19 protein-coding genes and 1 pseudogene are annotated in these 18192 nt (G+C 41.2%); 2 read left to right on the forward strand and 18 right to left on the reverse strand.

The genetic code is table 11. The features are described from left to right. Window positions 1–236 precede the first annotated feature (236 nt). A complete protein-coding gene (locus QM460_RS09775; RefSeq protein ID WP_414289991.1) occupies window positions 237–2867 on the reverse strand; it encodes a CAP domain-containing protein in 2631 nt (876 codons plus the stop codon). Window positions 2868–2959: 92 nt separating this feature from the next. Then, window positions 2960–3643, reverse strand: coding sequence for a hypothetical protein (locus tag QM460_RS09780; RefSeq protein ID WP_414289992.1), 684 nt, complete (start codon window positions 3641–3643; stop codon window positions 2960–2962). Between the two features lie 498 nt (window positions 3644–4141). Here QM460_RS09780 and QM460_RS09785 point away from each other — a divergent pair. Continuing rightward, window positions 4142–4368, forward strand: a pseudogene (locus QM460_RS09785) (hypothetical protein); the annotation flags it as partial. Between the two features lie 52 nt (window positions 4369–4420). Here QM460_RS09785 and QM460_RS09790 read toward each other — a convergent pair. The 16 genes from QM460_RS09790 to QM460_RS09865 form a co-directional block, all read right to left on the reverse strand. Next, entirely contained in the window at window positions 4421–5020 is a 600-nt protein-coding gene (locus QM460_RS09790) for a response regulator transcription factor (RefSeq protein ID WP_414289993.1), read from the reverse strand. Beyond that, window positions 5021–6118 (reverse strand): sensor histidine kinase, encoded by a 1098-nt coding sequence (locus QM460_RS09795; RefSeq protein ID WP_414289994.1) that lies wholly within the window; start codon window positions 6116–6118, stop codon window positions 5021–5023. Next, entirely contained in the window at window positions 6118–6855 is a 738-nt protein-coding gene (locus QM460_RS09800; protein WP_414289995.1) for an ABC transporter permease, read from the reverse strand. The genes QM460_RS09795 and QM460_RS09800 overlap by 1 nt, the downstream gene beginning before the upstream one ends. A 1-nt stretch (window position 6856) precedes the next feature. Continuing rightward, a complete protein-coding gene (locus QM460_RS09805) occupies window positions 6857–7741 on the reverse strand; it encodes an ABC transporter ATP-binding protein (protein ID WP_414289996.1) in 885 nt (294 codons plus the stop codon). Then, on the reverse strand, window positions 7728–7922 hold the full coding sequence (locus tag QM460_RS09810; RefSeq protein WP_004250555.1) for a hypothetical protein: 195 nt from the start codon (window positions 7920–7922) through the stop codon (window positions 7728–7730). The genes QM460_RS09805 and QM460_RS09810 overlap by 14 nt, the downstream gene beginning before the upstream one ends. Further along, window positions 7919–8110, reverse strand: coding sequence for a hypothetical protein (locus tag QM460_RS09815; protein WP_414289997.1), 192 nt, complete (start codon window positions 8108–8110; stop codon window positions 7919–7921). Before QM460_RS09815 ends, QM460_RS09810 begins: the two co-directional genes overlap by 4 nt. A gap of 224 nt (window positions 8111–8334) precedes the next feature. Beyond that, on the reverse strand, window positions 8335–10002 hold the full coding sequence (locus QM460_RS09820) for a DAK2 domain-containing protein (RefSeq protein ID WP_414289998.1): 1668 nt from the start codon (window positions 10000–10002) through the stop codon (window positions 8335–8337). A gap of 2 nt (window positions 10003–10004) precedes the next feature. Then, a complete protein-coding gene (locus tag QM460_RS09825; protein WP_000216431.1) occupies window positions 10005–10370 on the reverse strand; it encodes an Asp23/Gls24 family envelope stress response protein in 366 nt (121 codons plus the stop codon). 150 nt (window positions 10371–10520) lie between these two features. Continuing rightward, window positions 10521–10709 (reverse strand): 50S ribosomal protein L28, encoded by a 189-nt coding sequence (gene rpmB, locus QM460_RS09830; protein WP_001140948.1) that lies wholly within the window; start codon window positions 10707–10709, stop codon window positions 10521–10523. 106 nt (window positions 10710–10815) lie between these two features. Next, the gene (locus QM460_RS09835; protein ID WP_414289999.1) at window positions 10816–11490 is read right to left on the reverse strand and encodes a LiaF transmembrane domain-containing protein; all 675 of its coding nucleotides are present in this window, start codon (window positions 11488–11490) and stop codon (window positions 10816–10818) included. 4 nt (window positions 11491–11494) lie between these two features. Beyond that, a complete protein-coding gene (locus QM460_RS09840; protein ID WP_000776599.1) occupies window positions 11495–11941 on the reverse strand; it encodes a LytTR family DNA-binding domain-containing protein in 447 nt (148 codons plus the stop codon). Window positions 11942–12059: 118 nt separating this feature from the next. Continuing rightward, window positions 12060–12563: a phosphatase PAP2 family protein gene (locus QM460_RS09845; RefSeq protein WP_075227880.1), complete on the reverse strand. Its 504-nt coding sequence runs from the start codon at window positions 12561–12563 to the stop codon at window positions 12060–12062. 2 nt (window positions 12564–12565) lie between these two features. Then, the gene (locus QM460_RS09850) at window positions 12566–12922 is read right to left on the reverse strand and encodes a DUF2200 domain-containing protein (RefSeq protein WP_414290000.1); all 357 of its coding nucleotides are present in this window, start codon (window positions 12920–12922) and stop codon (window positions 12566–12568) included. A 64-nt stretch (window positions 12923–12986) separates the two neighbouring features. Next, window positions 12987–14747: an ABC transporter ATP-binding protein gene (locus QM460_RS09855; RefSeq protein ID WP_414290001.1), complete on the reverse strand. Its 1761-nt coding sequence runs from the start codon at window positions 14745–14747 to the stop codon at window positions 12987–12989. Beyond that, complete coding sequence (locus tag QM460_RS09860) at window positions 14737–16506, reverse strand: ABC transporter ATP-binding protein (protein ID WP_414290002.1); 1770 nt, start codon at window positions 16504–16506, stop codon at window positions 14737–14739. Before QM460_RS09860 ends, QM460_RS09855 begins: the two co-directional genes overlap by 11 nt. Next, the gene (locus QM460_RS09865) at window positions 16490–16951 is read right to left on the reverse strand and encodes a MarR family winged helix-turn-helix transcriptional regulator (RefSeq protein ID WP_301559197.1); all 462 of its coding nucleotides are present in this window, start codon (window positions 16949–16951) and stop codon (window positions 16490–16492) included. The genes QM460_RS09860 and QM460_RS09865 overlap by 17 nt, the downstream gene beginning before the upstream one ends. A 207-nt stretch (window positions 16952–17158) precedes the next feature. Here QM460_RS09865 and QM460_RS09870 point away from each other — a divergent pair, with 207 nt between their 5' ends. After that, complete coding sequence (locus tag QM460_RS09870) at window positions 17159–17833, forward strand: CD20-like domain-containing protein (protein ID WP_301559198.1); 675 nt, start codon at window positions 17159–17161, stop codon at window positions 17831–17833. Window positions 17834–18192 lie beyond the last annotated feature (359 nt).

Genomic DNA, 18192 nt, shown 5'->3' on the forward strand with positions numbered 1-18192 from the left:
TGGCTTGAACACCTTTATTGTATCGCGTTTGGAGTTTTTTTGGTATAACCTTCGACGCGCACCCGCATAGCGGGTGGTTTATTTGTCTCGCACCTAACGGAGCGAGACGGACTGAAAGTCACATAATTAAAAAGCTAGAGTTCCGCAATTGGAAACCTCTAGCTTTTTTGTGGTTGAGAACTATTTTGTCCAAGGCTCTTAAAACAACCTTATAAAAATGACAAATTTTATCCCTTTTAGCGTTCACGTTTACGTTGAATTGTAAATCCTAAAATTAATCCCAAAATAGTATATCCACCGAGAGCTATCTGACGTTCCACTCGAGAATAACTACCAGTATTTGGTAACTCCTGTTTAGTCGCATCTTTTCTACTAAACGTAGGTAATATTTGAGATGGCGTGTCATTCGGTCTAGCACCAGCATGTTTTGGACTTGTCTTATAACCATTCAATTCGGCATTCAAATCAAAAGCTGGAAGTTCTGTCAGTGTTACAGTTGGTGTGTCAACTGTTGTGGCACCAATTCCATCTTCATTTTGGGTCACTTTGTAACCATTCAATTCACCGTTTAGGTCAAAAGCTGGAAGTTCTGTTGGTGTCACAGTTGGTGCGTCAACTGTTGTAGCACCAATTCCATCTTCATTTTGAGTCACTTTATAACCGTTCAATTCGGCATTCAAATCAAAAGCTGGAAGTTCTTCAACACTTGGTGTTTCACGCGTAACTGCAGAAACTACACCTGTTGTGTCTTGATAAACTGCAAGAGCTTTGTCAATTGCAAGAATATCAGTCAAACGTTGAACATTAGATTTAGCGTCAGAAAGTGCTTTTTGGGCTTGTGTAAGCGCAACTTTTGCGTCCGCCACACGTTTGTCGGCAGCTGCTTTATCTTCTTCAGCCTTAGCCAATTTAGCATTCAAGTCACCCAATTGGCCTTGCAGGTGAGCTGCCTTATCACGAGCCTCAGTTGCTTTATTGATTTCACCTTGGACAGCCGCTACGCGTCCAGTCAAATGTTTGACGTAATTTGTAGCACGGTCAGCTGCAACTTTCTTTTCTTCAAGAGTTTCTGTAGTTGCTTGGGCAGCTAACTTAGCAGTCGCAAGAGTTGAAGTTGCCTTGTTTAATTCGTTTGTTGCAGTTGTAATAGCCGCAGCACGTTGTTCTTGACTACGTGTAGCCGCTGACAACTTGCCAGCTAATGCAGTTTGTCGCGCTACAAGTGCGTTTCGTTCATCTTCTTGGTGTTCTTTGAGAGCTTTTAGGTCATTTAAATCGCGTACAAGAGAGCTGTTATCACCTTCTTGTTTGTGAGTCACAAATACAAAGTGGTGGTCAGCAATGAATTTCATTTTACGACCGTAGAAAGTTGGATTTAGTGCATCATCTTTGAAGTTATGGATGTTATCCCAGAATTTCTTGCTGGACTCACTTTCTTCTTCAAGATATGTTGCGCCGTCTTCATCAGTTGAATATGTGCTACCAGTATGTGCATTATTTTCAAATGCGGCATAGCGTGATGTATCATTAGAACCCACAATATTAGCAAGTGCTAGACCCATCTTACCACCCATAGGCGCTAGAAGTGAACGGCGATGCCCGTGATTGGCACCTGTTACGTTTGTGTATTCATCATACCATCTAAGTAGCATATCGTAAGCTAACGTTTCATTTGTTTCAATTCGATTAAAATGGATATATCCATCTTCGGAAGATGTAAACTCTCCGAAACCATCGCTGGCATTTTCGAGACCTTTTTCATTTTTATCCCCTGGCGCAGTCAATGTTGTTTTATGACTCAACTTATCATTGCGTTGCATTTCGTTAGCACGTTGTTGCGCATAATCCAAGTACGCGTCATCCACTTGCATATTACCTGCGACACCGTTTGCTTCACGTAATTCATTCAACAATTTAACAAATGCTTGAGACAATCCGCGGTTATCCACTTTATAGCGGAACACTGGTTGTTTCTTGAATGTATGATTTACAACATCATATGGTGCGTTACGGTAGTCTTCGAGTGCTTTTTGGAAATCCAACATATCTTGAGTCGCTTCGATTTCAACAATTTTAACACCTTGGAAGTTTACAGGTTCCATTGTCGGGTTACCTGATGCATCTTTTGGTGCATTGTTGCGGTTATGCTCGTAATCCATAAGATTGTCATGAGCTACTGCATTACGTTCAGATGGATTTAAATCAATCGTTTTGATAATTGGTTTGTAATTATCCACTTCTTGTTGTTTGGCATCAATGAGACTAATCGTTGCAGCAATTTGTGTAGATTTTGCAGTCACTTGACTATTAACATCATCCAATTCTTTTTGGATTTCTTTAGGGTCTTGACTAGTTGTCGCAGTTGCTTGGTTCAAAGCAGCTTTCTTGTCTTCGACAGTTCTCTCTGCTAATGTGACAGCTTTTGTAGCGTCGTCATGTGCACCTTGAGCGGCTACAAATTCATCTTTTGCAGTTTGCTCAGCAGTCTTTGCACTTGATAGTTCGGCATTGAGTTCTGATTTTTGTTCAGTTTTAGTTTCAATCACCTTGTTTTGTTCTTCGACAATTACAGCTGCATTTTGTGCAGTTTTGACATCTTCTTTGGCATCTGTAACAGCTCGTGTAGCGGTTGATTGTTGTTCTTCGGCAGTTTTTACATCATTAGTCTTTTGGTCAACTGTTGATTGCGCTGATTTAGCAACTTCTTGAGCCTTAGTCAAATCTTGACCAGTAACTGGTGTTTTGTGTGTAGTTGTTGATTCTATTGGTTGTGTAAGTTCATCCGCTTGAACAGCAGTATTAACAACATCGGCACCGACAAGAACGGAAGTTAAAGCAGCACCTAATAAAATATCTTTCTTTTGCATATATTCTCCTAGTATAAAATTCAAAATGATTCAATTCCACATTATAACCTGTTCTCCAAAGAGAAACAAAGTTCGGTATTATAAATCTCTCATTATCTATTTTCTACAATCCTATGATGAGTCCTAGTCTCTAATAATTGAATTGTCTGAATTACAGATTGATAGAGAACATTATCTTGGATAGTAGCTAAACTACTTTGCATCACTTCTTGATTGTATTCCACTCTTTCACGGTGTTTTTCTTCCGCCAGTAAATTAGCTGCTTCTTTAAAGTTATCCGCTCTATAAGTTTCTAGATAACTATATAAGAGATACAGGTCATCCATATTAAAATAATCTTCTGGAATTTTTCCTTTATAGTCAAGGAACTGCTTATCTCTCGACAGTGCTACACCTTTTTGGCGATATTTGTTAGAAGCATCATTATCATAAGCATTTGAAAATTCCTTCTTGGCAGAATGATTATAAAATGCTTTTACAATAGCAAAAATAGGATAAAACGCAAACTGTAACAAAGCATAAGCTATAGCTATATGGAAAGTAAATATAGTTGGCACTAAACTGTCTTTAATCGACTTATACATAAAACCTATTATAAGAATGCTGATGATAATTATGTTAAATACTTTTTTAATTCTATAATATTTATCCATAATGCCATCATAGGCTTTATTTTGTTCAGCCGAAATAGCCTGCTCCAAATCCGATACTGTTTTTAAAACTTGAAAACAATACCCAAACATATAAAGCAATTCTTCCCTATTATATCTATTCATATTGGTTTAATGTTCCCCTATAGCCATAATCCGATTTTTGAGTATATTTATCATACAACTATCTATTATACCCCCCCCCCCGAATGCCTTTGTCAAGGGATTTCTATTACTTTTAATAAAATATTTTATTGCCATCTACTAGATTTTTGTTATCTGAAAAAGATTGATATCTAGTGTGTCACAACACTCAAAACTGAGCAAAAAAATAGGTTCATTTAAAAATTATTGTTTAAAATCATTACTTTTAGTTTCAATCACTAGCAAATCTGATTTGATTGCATAAAATTCACCAATCAATCTAAGAATCTGAAACATATAGTTAGATAAACCACCATCTAATTTTCTTAAACAACACAAAAGAGGCTGGGAAAAAAGGCTTTAAAATCATAACCACCTGTCAAACGGGTGGTTTGCACCAGGGTTATAAGCTCAATTACCAGCCAGCGCCTAAAGACGCTGGCTTTTACCTTGTTCAAGCCTCCATTGCTCTTGACTCGTCACTTGCCTCTAGCAGACCTCCTCAATGTCGAAGAAGAGCTCACTCGTCTCGACAAGGAACTGGATAAATGGCAAAAAGAACTGGATATGGTCGACAAGAAGCTCTCTAACGAACGAATACCAAATCAGAAGTCGTCCAAAAAGAACGCGACAAACAAGCCGACTACCAAGCTAAATACGACGCGACAGTCGCACGTATTGATGAGATGAAGAAGTTGGTGAAATAAACATAGAAAAATCTCTTAGATCCATTTCTAAGAGATTTTTTCTTTCTCCCCCTCACAACCAGCCTTCTTCTTCGGCAGTTTTGGCTGCTTCAGTTCGGTTGCTGGCGCCTAATTTGGAGAGGATATTGGTCATGTAATTACGGACGGTGCCGTTTGAGAGGTAGAGCTTATCCGCAATTTCTTGGTTGGAGAGACCTTGCGCTACTTCATGTAGAACAGCGACTTCTTGCTCGGTCAAGGGATTGGGATGGGTCATCATGACTTCCATCAGCTCGGGAGAATATTCCTTGCGTCCCTCTAACACCGTATGCAGGGTTTGCATGAGCTCGGCGATGCTTCGCTCTTTCAAGACATAGGCGTCGACTCCTGCTTTGACCGCTCGTTCAAAATAGCCTGGGCGTTTAAAGGTCGTAACGATAACCACCTTGGTTTCAGGCACTTCTTGTTTGATCCACTCGAGCGCTTCTAGTCCCGTCTTGACTGGCATTTCGACGTCAAGGATAGCAATATCTACTGCTTCTTTCCCCAAAACCTCGATAGCTTCAGCTCCATTTTTCGCCTGCAAGACAGTCTCCACATCTGGTTGAAAGCTTAAGAGCTGGCACATGGCATCTCTAAGCATACTTTGATCTTCTGCGACTAATACTTTCATCTACTTTCTCTCCTTATAAGGCAGATGCACGCGCACCTCTGTGGGATCTTTCAAACTGACCAGCTCTACTTGACCTGAGAAGGCTGCTGCACGGTCACGGACTGTATGGAGTTCATTTCCTTTTACAGTTGCAAATCCTTTCCCGTCATCTCTGACTGTCAGAACCAATTCCTGATCTGTACGTTCCAGTTTTAGATAGGCTTTTTTAGCTCTGGCATGCTTGATGATATTGGTCGCCAGTTCTAACAAAATCATAGCAGCTGTCGACTCCACATCTTGGGTCAAACTAGCCTTGTCCAACTGATTGTCAACCTGAACTTCAATCCCAGCAATCTCTAGCATCTTTTTGACAGTCTCAAGCTCTGAAGCTAAGGTCCGTGACTTCAGATTTTCCACAATGGTTCGCACCTCATTCATAGAATCCTTGCTGATCTGGTGAATTTCTTTTAATTCCTTTTCCACCTGTGGGTAAGCCTCCATCTGAAACAACTGCAAGGCCAAATCTGTCTTGACACTCAGCATAGCAAAAGTATGTCCCAAGCTATCATGCAAATCCTGACCGATACGACTGCGTTCGTTTTCAGCAAGCAATAGATTTATCTGGGCATTTTGCTTAGCCTGAGCTTCTTTCAAATCCTCCACAATCCGAATCCGAATCAAACCAAAAGTCATTAAATCGACAAAAGCAAGAATTACAAGTAGATAGAATAGAAACTCAACTTCGATTCTCTGAAAAATCAAAAGTTGGCCCACAACAAGGACTTGAGCAAGAAGAAAAGTCCAGACATGTAAAGACTTTAAACCACTTACGCTGAAATGATAACTTAAGAGATTGGATAGGAAAAAGAAAAACCAGATATAATTAACAGCAACAAAGGCAGTATTCCCAACTACATAAGTCAGCATGATCCCCCAGAAAAGCCAAGATAGGCGCTGGCTCTTAGTTGTTAAAATACCCAAATACGCCACTACAAATAGAATATCAATCAATAAATGCCAGGCAGAAAGCCACCCAGTAACTACAGGTAGGATGGGGAAAATCATAAAAATTAAACTGGCCCAATACATATAATCTATGCTTTTCAGTCTTTCAAGCATTAAGCATTCTCCTTATGACCTTTAAGGTAAATGGTCAAACCAAACAAAACTGCTGAAAAAACAAGTAGATAAACTGTGGCTGATAAATTGATGCCACCCTCGTTTAAGAAGGTCTTGAGCAACTCCATCAACTGATAGCTTGGTAGGCGCTTCCCGATTGCTTGCATCCAGTCTGGAAATAAAGAGACAGGCATCCAGAGTCCGCCTAAAACAGCCAAGCCAAAGTAAAGAAGATTGCCCACGACAGACATCAGCTGACTGGACGGTAAGAGAGTCAGGGTTAAGCCAAGTGCTACAAAAGCAACACTTCCTACTATCAGCAAGAACGCAGCCCCAATCCAGTTTCCAAGAGACATATCCACACCTCTTACAAAATGCCCAACTGAGAAAACAACCAGAATTGAGACCAAATAATCAACCATCATACTTGTTATCTTTGATAGATAATATTCTACCATATTTACAGGGCTATGACGTAATATTTTCTGCCAGTTGTTGATCTTGTCGGTATGTAAAACAACTGGAAATGAAAAGATAGCTGTCGACATCATGGAAAAAGCCGTCATGGAGATGAGGTAATCACGCATAAAATTAGCTGGTCCACCGGGTGTGTCCTGGTACATACCTGAAAAGAATAAATAGAAGGCTGTCGGCATCCCTACAGATAACAGATAATAGACTAATTGTCGTTTGGTCAATAGAAATTCTATCTTGTTTAGTGCGATCCATCGTTTCATCTTAGTCATCTCCCTTTTGTGTTTCTTCAAAGATTGTATCCAGCAAACTACGGTTATTGACTTCAATTTCTTGTATGCTACATCCTGCTTGCACTAATAGTTGCCAAAAAGCATCCGCTTCACGTGTGACTACTTGCAAAGCATCTTGTTTTTGTGACCAGTTTTCAACCAAGTTAGACTGCTCAATGACTTCCTTGTATGATAGAGGAAGGATAAAGTGCTTTTCAATCTCCTCACTGCGCATGGCTAGAGGTGTTGTATCGCGAATCAACTCTCCCTTATTCAAGACCAAGATTCGGTCCGCTGTATGTTCTACCTCTTCGATATAATGGGACGAATAGAGAATGGTGACTCCTTGGGATTTTAGGTCCTGGACAATTTCCCAAAAACGTTGACGGGTTGAAGTATCCATGGCCGCAGTTGGTTCATCTAAAAAGACAAGCTTTGGTCGCCCAATCAAGGTCAAGACAAAAGAGAAGAGACGCTTTTGCCCACCTGACAATTTTTCTGCCAATTGTTCTTTTTGTTGCTTGTCAAACTGCAATAGTTGATCGACTTCCTGATTGCTCAAGGGATTTGGATAAATACTTTGAAAGAAAGCAATCAACTCTTTGACCTTTAATTTCTGAACGATGACATTTTCTTGAGGAAGATAGGATCTAGTGTAGTCTAACTGAGAACTCGTCACCGGCAAGCCTTGGATGGATACTTGACCGCTTGTAACCAGTTTATCTCCAAGCAAACAGTCCAAGAGTGTTGTCTTTCCAGCACCATTGGGCCCAATCAAGGCGACGCATTCACCTTCAGCTACCTCAAAGGAAATATCCTTCAATATAGCCTTGCCCTTGATGTTTTTATTTAGGCTTTCTACCTTAATCATGTTCATGATATTCTCCTTTCAGCCACTCCTTTCCCATCGGAAAGGCGATAAAAATCATAAATCCTAGACCCCAGGCACCGCGAATGACTTGGTGAAGGAAGGCTTGATCAAACCAACCTGTAAACATTTCTACCAACCATACCACTAGTGATAGTCCAATAAAAAGATAGAGAATCGCTTTTTTCATTTTTCAAACTCCTTTTTCACATCTGAGACCAATTTCAAACCTTCTCGGATCAACCAAGACATGATTCCAAAACCTGCAAACAACTCCCAAGGAAAATGATAGAAGCCTTCATCCAATCCTGAAAACATGAGATAAGTCATGACTCCTGCTACTACTAAACTCATTGCGATAATTACTTTATGTTTCATTTTTTTCTTCCTCCATTTGATACATCTAGTATAATTCTTTGAAGGTAGAATCACTAGAAGCTTCTGTCATGAGGAGATATGACAAATGTCATTAAAAATGATGGAACAGAAATTACTAGATTGGATTGATTTTCTAGCACCTATCAGCTACTGGGTCCAAAACTCATTGCAAACCAAAAAGATCGGGAATCTTTTCCCGACCTCTTTCGTTTTCTATTTCATTCTTATTCCACACTGAAAAGATATGGATACACTGGTTGTTGACCTTGGTGGATTTCTACTTCAACATCTTCGAATTCTTCTGCGATTTCTTGGGCGATTTGGTTAGCCAATTCTTCACTTCCATCTTCACCAATATAGAAGGTTACGATTTCACTGTCTTCATCCAACATATGTTTCAAAGTTTCAGTCAGAGTTTGGTGCATATCAGGGTTTGATACGAGGATCTTACCATCAACCATACCCAGATTGTCATTTTCATGGATTTCCAAACCATCGATAGTCGTGTCGCGAACGGCTGTTGTTACACTACCACTAACGACATCGCCAAGGGCTGCAGTCATGCGTTCTTTATTTTCTTCGATAGACTTACTTGGATCGAAGGCAAGAAGACTAGTCAATCCTTGAGGAAGAGTACGTGCTTCTACCACTACTGCTGGTTGTTCCAATACCTCTGCAGCAGATTGTGCTGCCATAAAGATATTTTTGTTGTTTGGCAAGAAGATGATGTTGCGAGCATTCACTTGCTCTACAGCCTTGATAAAGTCTTCTGTCGAAGGGTTCATGGTTTGTCCACCTTCGATAACATAGTCCACACCTTGAGCACGGAAAATGTCTGCCAAGCCTTGTCCAGCTACTACTGCGATAAGGGCGTATTCTTTTTCTTCAGCTGGTTTGCTGACTTGAGCTGCTTCTTTTTCCACTTGTGCTTCGTGTTGGTTACGCATGTTATCGACTTTAACCTTAACCAAGCTACCATATTTAAGACCTTCTTGCATAACAAGACCTGGATCTTCTGTATGGACGTGAACTTTAACGATTTCATCGTCGTTAACAACGAGTAATGAATCCCCAAGTTCGTTCAAGTAGTTACGGAATTCTTCGTAGTCAAACTCTTTAGCATAAGTTGGGCCTTGTTTAAGAGCAACCATGATCTCCGTACAGTAACCAAAGGTGATGTCTTCTGTTGCCACATGTCCAGCTACAGACTTGTGGTGTTCAGCATTGATCATTTCACTCATATTCGCTGGAGTCGCTACAAAGTCTTCAGACGCACTATATTCACCAGTAAGAGCTGAAAGGAATCCTTCATAGATAAAGACCAAACCTTGACCACCTGAGTCCACAACACCAACTTCCTTCAAGACTGGAAGCATGTCTGGAGTCTTAGCAAGGGCTGTTTTAGCTCCTTCCAAGGCTGCACGCATAACCTCAATAGCATCGTCTGTCTGCTCGGCTTTTTTCTTAGCACCGATGGCAGCACCACGTGATACAGTCAAGATTGTTCCTTCAACTGGCTTCATAACAGCCTTGTAGGCTACTTCAACACCAGATTGGAAGGCAAGAGCTAGGTCTTTTCCTGTTAACTCTTCTTTGGTTTTGATGGCTTGTGAGAATCCGCGGAAAAGCTGAGAAGTGATAACTCCTGAGTTCCCACGCGCACCCATCAACAGACCTTTAGCCAAGATACTTGCAGCCTCACCAACTGTTGAAGCTGGTTTGTCTGCTACTTCTTTAGCACCATTTTCGATAGTCATTCCCATGTTTGTTCCTGTATCTCCATCTGGAACTGGGAAGACGTTCAATGAGTTGACATATTCGGCTTGCTTGTTCAAACGAGTAGATGCAGCCTGTACCATTTCTTGAAATAAGCTTGTAGTAATATTTGACACGATTATTCTCCTACAACTTTGATATTTTGAATGTAGACATTTACAGTTTGAGCAGTGATGCCAAGTTGGTTTTCCAAACTAAAGCGTACACGCTCTTGGATGTTTTTTGAGACTTCACTAATCTTAGTTCCGTAGCTCAACACGGTATATACATCAACTGCAATGCTACCATCTTCGGCCGCTTTTACAACGACACCTTTAGAATAATTTTCCTTCCCAAGGAGGGCTTGGAAATTATCTTTGAGGGCTTTCTTACTTGCCATACCGACCACACCAAAAATCTCAGTTGCTGCACCGCCTACAACGGTAGCAATCACTTCATCTGTTAGTTCGATTTGACCATCTTTTGTATTAATTTTTACAGTCATTTTTTCTACCTCAACTAGTTGATACTCTATTTTATCATATTTCAAGCCAAGTGTAAAAGCAGAATACTGTATCGGCGGATATTTGCTCCTTTGACGAGACTTTTTGAACTCAGAGCAAAAGAAAAAGACCTGATGGCCTTTTACTCTTTATTAAACGCGTTCTACTTTACCTGATTTCAAAGCACGAGCTGAAGCCCAAACTTTTTTAGGTTTACCATCGATAAGTACAGTAACTTTTTGAAGGTTTGGTTTTACGGCACGTTTTGTTTGGTTCATCGCGTGTGAACGGTTGTTTCCTGATACAGTCTTACGACCTGTAAAGTAACATACTTTAGCCATTTGTGTTTTCCTCCTATTAGATCTAATATAGCGGATGTGCTAGCACCACATACTGTACTATGTTATCACACTTTCTCTGTTTTGGCAAGGGGATTGGAAGATTTTTTTATTTAACGTAAACAACTCCTAGTTTCCCAAAAGCTACATCTCCACGGATAATCAAGGTTTTGCTGGTTGGGGCTACAGGGGCATCTGCCTTGGCTGCTCCACAAAAAGTCTCTACCTTTAGATCTACTCTCCAGTGTTGAGGCACGTAGATAACTGCATTCCCAAATCCGACTTCGATATTCAGAGTAGCAAAATCACCTAACATCTCTGCATTGTCATAATAGATTTTGGCATTCCCAAATCCGACCTCAAACTCATCTTCTACTAATTCTTGGTCTTGCTTGTAAAATGTACCCGCCCCAAAAGCGACTTCCTTGTCTGTCAGAATGGTCTTTTCACTGTCATACCACCATTTTTTTCCATTCCAAGTTCTGTTAGAATGAGTGAGTGCGCTGACACCCATTACGATTAAAATACTTGCCCAGAACAATGATTGATTGGGAATCGGTAAAATATCATAAAAATGATTGGCTATCATGAGGGCCACTAGGGCTGTAAAGGAGGCTGAAGTGAAATGACGACGAAGCAATGCTTCAATTGATTGATAGGCAAAAAATCCAATACCAATCAAAGGCCAAATGTGCCCTCCCAGAGAAGGGATTCCAAAATTCCCCTGCAATAACACTAAAGCTGCCAATACTAGCAACACAATACCAAATACTTTCTTTTTCATCTTCTTACCTCATGTTTCTTAGATTTTCTTTTAGGAGGGATTGGTAGTGCCGTGACACATGAACCTCCTTGTGGGTCTGATAAAAGGAAATAGTGCCTGTCCCTGAGAAGGACTTGTCCACCGAGTAAACCTGCCGGATATTGGCAATGGTCGACTTGGATACCCGACTGAAATAGCGGGGCAGAATGGACTCCAACTCATAAAGCTTGAGTCGAACCTCGTAGGCTTCTTTCTGGGTATGAGCGTAAATCTTGCTACCTTCTGTCTCAAAAAAGAGAATTTCTGACAAGTCTAAGTAGTACTCACCCGTCCCCTTATAAAAGATCAACCTAGGAGCCTTGGTTTCTTGCAAGAGTCGTTGCAAATCAGCTATTTCATCTGTCAGGGCTGCAGCCTTGATGACAATCTCTGTCTCAGTTAATTCACTATCAATCTCGATTCGTAACTTCATCCTATCTCCTTTCTGCATCTACTATACCAAAGCCCAGAAGACTTTACAAGGGCAAAAAAGCAAGTGGTCACTTTTGACCCGTAAGTGGTTACGAGGCCAAGCCCACTTGCTTTGCATTTCACAAAATAAAGAAAAGAATTCCCCAAAGGAGCCCACAGGCATAGCCTACCAGAACATCCTTGGGATAATGAACGCCTCCTAAAACCCGCACAAGACCGAGAAGAGCTGATAAGACCAATAAAATCAACCCTGCAGGCAGATTTGCATGCACACAAGCCATGGAAATAATGGTTGCTGAAAAGACATGGCGACTGGGCATTGAATTGCCAGAACTGTCCTTGTCTAATAGTGGGACAATTCCCCAAGTCTCATAAGGTCGTGCTTGATTGATCCACTTACGAACTAGCGTCAATAGGACAAAGCCAGAAGCTGGCACTAAGATATAGGTGGCAAATTCTTTTCCCAATCCCTTACTCATAAAGCTTGTCCCCAACAAGGCCATGTAGGCTAGGGGAATCAGAACTGTCATCATGCGATTAAAAACTCGCATCAATTGTAATAGCTGTGGATGTTGAAGGAGACTTGATTTCCTTTTATCATACCACTCTTGATAGTTTTTCATGTCTATTTCTCATACTTTTCTAGGACCTGCTGAGTTGTTTTACCCTTGGCAAGCCAGTCCACTAATTTGTCCAGACGGCGGATTTCCTGCATCAGAGGGTCCTCAATTTCCTCAATACAAACACCACAAATCTTCCCTGTAATCGCCATCCGTTCAGGTGCATAAGACGGTGCCTGTCGAAAAAAATCTCCGTAGGTAAGGTCCCTATCCAGACAAGCAAGGATCTCACTCACTTCATAACCTGTCAGCCAACTGGTCACTTGATGAACGAACTCTGCCCTTCCACCCTTTCTCTCAACCTTTGCAATCAAGGCTGGATAGACAGTTGAAAATTTCATATTGTATAATTTATGACTCATACTTTCCTCTTTCTATTATACCAGTATAAAGAAGAAAAAGAAGGCCGTCAAGCCTTCTTTGGTTTTATTCTTCTACTTCATCTTCTGTAAATTGACTGTTGTAGAGGTCAGCATAGAAACCACTCTGAGCCATGAGCTCATCGTGATTGCCTTGCTCAATGATATTTCCATCTTTCATGACCAGGATTAAGTCCGCATTACGGATAGTTGACAAGCGATGGGCGATGACAAAGGATGTGCGTCCCTCCATCAAACGGTCCATAGCCTTTTGAATCAGCTCCTCCGTACGAGTATCGACTGAGGATGTTGCTTCGTCCAGAATCAAGAGCGGAGCATCCTTGATCAGAGCACGAGCAATGGTCAAGAGTTGTTTCTGTCCGACTGACAAGGTCACTGTATCATCCAAAACAGTATCGTATCCATCAGGTAAGGTTGTGATGAAGTGGTGGATTCCTACTGCTTTGGCAGCTTCAATCACACCTTCATCACTGATACCTGTTTGATTGTAGACGAGATTGTCACGAATGGTTCCTTCAAAGAGCCAGGTATCCTGCAAGACCATTGAAAAGGCATCGTGTACTTCTGAGCGCTTCATAGCCTTGGTATCCACACCGTCGATGCGGATGCTCCCCTTATCAATCTCATAGAATTTCATCAAGAGGTTAACAATGGTCGTCTTCCCAGCGCCAGTTGGTCCGACAATCGCGACCTTTTGACCTGCATGAGCTGTCGCAGAAAAGTCATGAATGATCGTTCGCTCCGGTGTGTAGCCAAATGAAACTCTGTCGAAGATTACTTCACCCTTCATGTTGGTCAATTGTCTTTCCTTATGAGATTCATCTTCCATTTCCTCTTCACCTAGAAATTCGAAGACACGAGTCATGGCTGCACTAGCTTGTTGTAAGCTGGTAATTCCTTGGGCAATCTGTGATAAGGGTTGCGAGAAGGTTCGAACATAAACCATGAAGGCTACAATAATCCCGATACTGATATACCCTTCAAGAGCCAAGGCAGCACCGACGATAATGACTAGAACATAACTAAAGTTGCCTACAAAGACCATGGCAGGCATCATAATTCCAGAGATAAACTGAGATTTCCAGATACTATCATGTAGATTCTGATTCAAGCCTGCAAATGTATCTTTTGTTGGTTCCACAGCATTATAGCCGGTCACCACATTGTGGCCAGAGTACATTTCTTCTACATAGCCATTTACAGCTGCTAGGTTATTTTGTTGAGCTTTAAAGTAGCCCTGCGACTTGGCCATAATTATGGAAACCGCCGTAAATCCAACAAGGGTTGAAACAACGGTTACCAGTGCCAAAATCCAGTTCATACCAAACATAGTAATCAAAACAGCAATCAGTAAAAAGCTAGCTGAAAGAACTGTCCCAAGGCTTTGGTTAAGAGACTGAGCTGCTGTATCAACGTCATTAGTCACACGAGAAAGGGTGTCCCCTTGAGAATGACGGTCAAAATAAGCAAGTGGCAAGCGATTGATTTTCTCAGCAATAGCTGTCCGCAAACGTTTTGAGAAATGTTGGATACTAGTTGAAAAAATGTAGGCTTGCGTATAGTTCAGGATAATCCCAAGCACATAGAGGATAACCAAAAAGCTAGCAATACTTGAGACAGCCTCTAGGTCAATCTCTGTCATTAACCCATCTGAAATCAAATTGGTAATTTCTTTGATCTTAGTCGGTCCATAAACCGTGATAATACTTGAACAGATAGCCGCCACAACTGCGACTAGTAGAGGAAGTTGGAGACCTGCTAGAAAAGGTCTACACTGTTTCCATAAGGACATTTTCTTATTTTCCATGTTCCAATTCCTCCTTCGATAGTTGTGAATAGGCAATTTCTTGGTAAACTTCATTGTTTGCAAGAAGTTCCTTGTGGGTGCCTTGTCCCACGACTTTACCTTGATCCAAGACCAAGATCAGGTCTGCATCCATAATGGTTGAAATGCGTTGGGCAACGATTAACTTGGTCATGGATTGTGTTTTTTCAGCTAATTCTTGGCGCAAGATACGGTCTGTCTTATAGTCCAAGGCCGAGAATGAATCGTCAAAAATGAGAATTTCTGGCTTACGAGCCAAGGCACGCGCAATGGCCAAACGTTGTCTTTGTCCTCCTGAAAAGTTGGTCCCACCTTGGGCCACTTCCGAGTTTAGACCTGCTTCCTTATCTTCAATAAAGTTTTTAGACTGAGCCAACTCAAGAGCTTGCCACATAGCAGTCTCGCTTAGTGGGCTTTCTTGACTTTTACCGAAGTCTAGATTCCCCTTGACATCTCCTGAGAAGAGAACAGCTTTTTGTGGGATATAGCCGACTTTATTCCTCAAATCTTCCAAGTTATAATCCTGCACATTGACACCGTCTACTAGGATTTCCCCATCAGATACATCATAAAAACGAGGCAAGAGGTTCACAAGCGTAGATTTACCAGAACCAGTTGAGCCGATAAAGGCAATGGTTTGTCCTGCTTCTGCCTTGAAACTGACATGCTCCACAACCGCTTCTGAGTTTTTAGAGTAACGGAAGGTTACATCACGGAATTCCACTTGACCTTTTACAGATGAACCTGCCGTCTGTGGTTGACTAGGATTTTCAATAGAAGAATGCAAGTCTAGCACCTGATTGATACGACCTGCAGAAACCAAGGTACGAGGAAGGACGATAAAGAGAGCACCCATGAGCAAGAAGCCCATCACGACCTGCATGGCATAAGACATGAAGACCACCATATCACTAAAGAGTGGTAGACGGTCTGTCAGGCTAGCATCATTGATGATATAGGCACCAATCCAATAAATAGCTAGACTCAAGCCACTCGAAATCGCCATCATAATGGGATTCATAATAGCCATCAAACGGTTGACAAAGAGATTGAGACGAGTGACCTCATCATTGGCCTCTTCAAATTTCTTATCTTGATAATCTTCAGCATTGTAAGCACGAACCACTCGAATCCCTGTCAAGCTTTCACGAGTGATACTATTGAGTTTATCTGTCAATTTCTGGATGACAGATTGTTTTGGAAAGGCAAGCGTCATGAGAACAGTTGTCATCAGAACATTGACGATAACAGCAACCACTACTGCCCAGAGCCAGTATTCAGATTTGCCAAGGATTTTTCCAATGGCCCAGATAGCCATGATAGGACCACGAGTGACCACTTGGAGTCCCATAGTAAAGAGCATTTGAATCTGCGTAATATCATTGGTCGTCCGAGTCAAAAGACTAGGAATAGAGAAACGTTTGATCTCTGTCTGAGAGTAATCCAAGACACGATTAAAAATATCACTACGCAGATGAGCCGTGTAGGATGCTGCAACGCGAGCTGCAAAAAATCCAACTGTCACAGATGATAGAAAAGCCAAAAGCGACAAACCCATCATCTTAATAGCTGGTGACCAAAGTGCATCCAACTGTGTCCCTGGCGTTCCTATCAATGCAGTAATTTCTGAAATGTAAGTCGGTACTTCTAACTCTAGATAGACCGAGCAACAGGTAAAGAGAACAGTCACTATGATCATACCCCACTCTTTTCCTGTAATACGCTTAGCGAGTTTCTTCATTCTTACCTCCAATTTTTTCTACATTAGCTTGAAGTCGTTCCAGAACTTCTTCAAAAATAGCGAGTTTTTCTTCGGAAACACCTTCAAGTAAGCTGCGGTCAATTCGATTAAAGAAAGACTTGACCTGCTTCATTTGAGAGCGAGATTTTTCAGTCAAATGAACAAATTTTGCTCGTTTATCACTTGGACTTGCCTCCAACTCTACCAAACCATTTTGCACCATGCGCTTGACTAAATTACTAGCAACTGACTTGGTGACATTGAGTTCTTGTTCAATATCCTTAATGAGCGTCAACTCTTGATCATGCTCACGACGATCTAAAAAACGGAGGACCTGTCCTTGCGGTCCACCCATAAATTCAATACCACAACGCTTGGCTTCCTTTTGCACCATGAGGTGAACCTGATGCCCAAAACGTTTAAAGACCAACATCGGTTTATCCATGCTTTCTCCCTTCCAAATAAAAATAGTTCTCTTGCGAACAATTAAGTTTTCATGAGAACTATTTTATCATTTTCAAATAGGATGTCAAGAAAAAAGTTTCCTTGAGAACTATCTAAGCAGAAATTGACATAAGCTCTTATTTTATCTATAATAAACACTATCTCACAAAGATACGAATCCAGTTTACTAGAAATGAGAAATTCACACATGAAACAAAAAGAACAGAAACTCTTAGGAATCCTTGCCATCATCTTTGGAGCCCTGGCGCTTCTTGGTTCTTGGATACCTATCGTCAACATCCTATCATTTTTCCTTGCCATTGCCACTTTGATTTTAGGAGTTTTTGGCATCGCCCTCAATCTCAGAAACCGTAAAACATTGGCTATCATCGGGACAACCTTAGGTCTTATTTCCATTGTCCTTGTTTTAATAACTCAAGTTCTATCTACTAATGTCTTTACTGATTTCGCCAGAACCTTTAGTCACCCCTATAGAAACATCACTTCTTCAACTGATACTGAGGATTATGGTGAACTTCCTGATAGTAATACAGACGAGGGGGATGACGAGGAGGATACTGAATTCTTCACTTGGAGTCAGGAACAGTTCGATGCCTTGGTAGAAGGTGATACTTCTGATAGCGGGAAAGGTGGCAGCAACTACAAAGATATTATCAGGAAACACGGAATCCCAGATTCAGAAACAGATTCAGTTATGGGAGACTATGAAATAAAAAGAATCACCTATCTCTCCATCAGTTCAGATCCTAAGACAGTTGTGCTCACGTTTGTTAAGCAGGAAAATGGCCAGTTTCTTCTAATCCGTAAATTTGCTGTCGGACTGGACCGAAAAGAACAATCTGATTCTGGAGTGAAAGTTTAACATAACTAAAAAGGTGCCGGGAATAGCAATCGGTAGACCAAGTCTCGATTTCTAAACCCCAGCACCACGATATTTCCACAATCCATTGGATTATGGACAATTATAGATTACTAATAACGTTTTGAGCAAAAAAAATTTTTGTCTCTTTCCTGCCCCCTTTTGTCATCACAATCATAACCACCCGTCAAACGGGTGGTTTGTACCAGGGCTATAAGCCCAAATTACCAGCCAACGCCTAAAGACGCTGGCTTTCACGTTGTTCAAGCCTTATTGCTCTTGACTCGTCACTTGCCTCTTAAAGAGACATTGGTACTACTTACCACTATCCCTAAAGGGATCCTCATATTCTTTCACACTTA

The sequence above is a fragment of the Streptococcus infantis genome (assembly GCF_047464415.1).
Lineage (GTDB): Bacteria > Bacillota > Bacilli > Lactobacillales > Streptococcaceae > Streptococcus > Streptococcus infantis_AE.